Origin of the sequence: Salmonella sp. SAL4457, from assembly GCF_046548235.1 — a bacterium.
GTDB classification, from domain to species: Bacteria; Pseudomonadota; Gammaproteobacteria; order Enterobacterales; family Enterobacteriaceae; genus Salmonella; species Salmonella enterica.
Genome location: NZ_JBGDZO010000114.1, coordinates 1 through 383, shown reverse-complemented (window position 1 = coordinate 383; position 383 = coordinate 1). Strand labels below are relative to the sequence as shown.

The 383-nt window shown below is 68.7% G+C and carries 1 pseudogene; it reads left to right on the top strand.

Annotated features, from left to right (window positions below):
• Positions 1–110 precede the first annotated feature (110 nt).
• Positions 111–383, top strand: a pseudogene (locus tag ACLJNW_RS23485) (MFS transporter); the annotation flags it as partial.

Genomic DNA, 383 nt, shown 5'->3' with positions numbered 1-383 from the left:
CCCCTGGCCCGCTGACACCGGCGCGGCCCCTGGCCCGCCCGCGTGCAACCCAGAACGACAAATCCAGGCCGGGCGCCCAGGCACCGGCCGCCGAAAGGATGGCCCCGTCAATGATCCACTCTTCCAGCTCTCGACTGCTCGCCGCCGACGCCCCGCGGGAATCCCGCGGCGGCAGGATCCGCAACGCCTTCGCCGTCGGCCGGACGCGCTGGGGCATGCTCGCCCTGGTGTTCTTCGCCACCACCCTGAACTACATCGATCGCGCCGCCCTCGGCGTGATGCAGCCGATCCTTGCCGAGAAGATGAGCTGGACGGCAATGGACTACGCCAACATCAACTTCTGGTTCCAGGTCGGCTACGCCATCGGCTTCATCCTCCAGGGC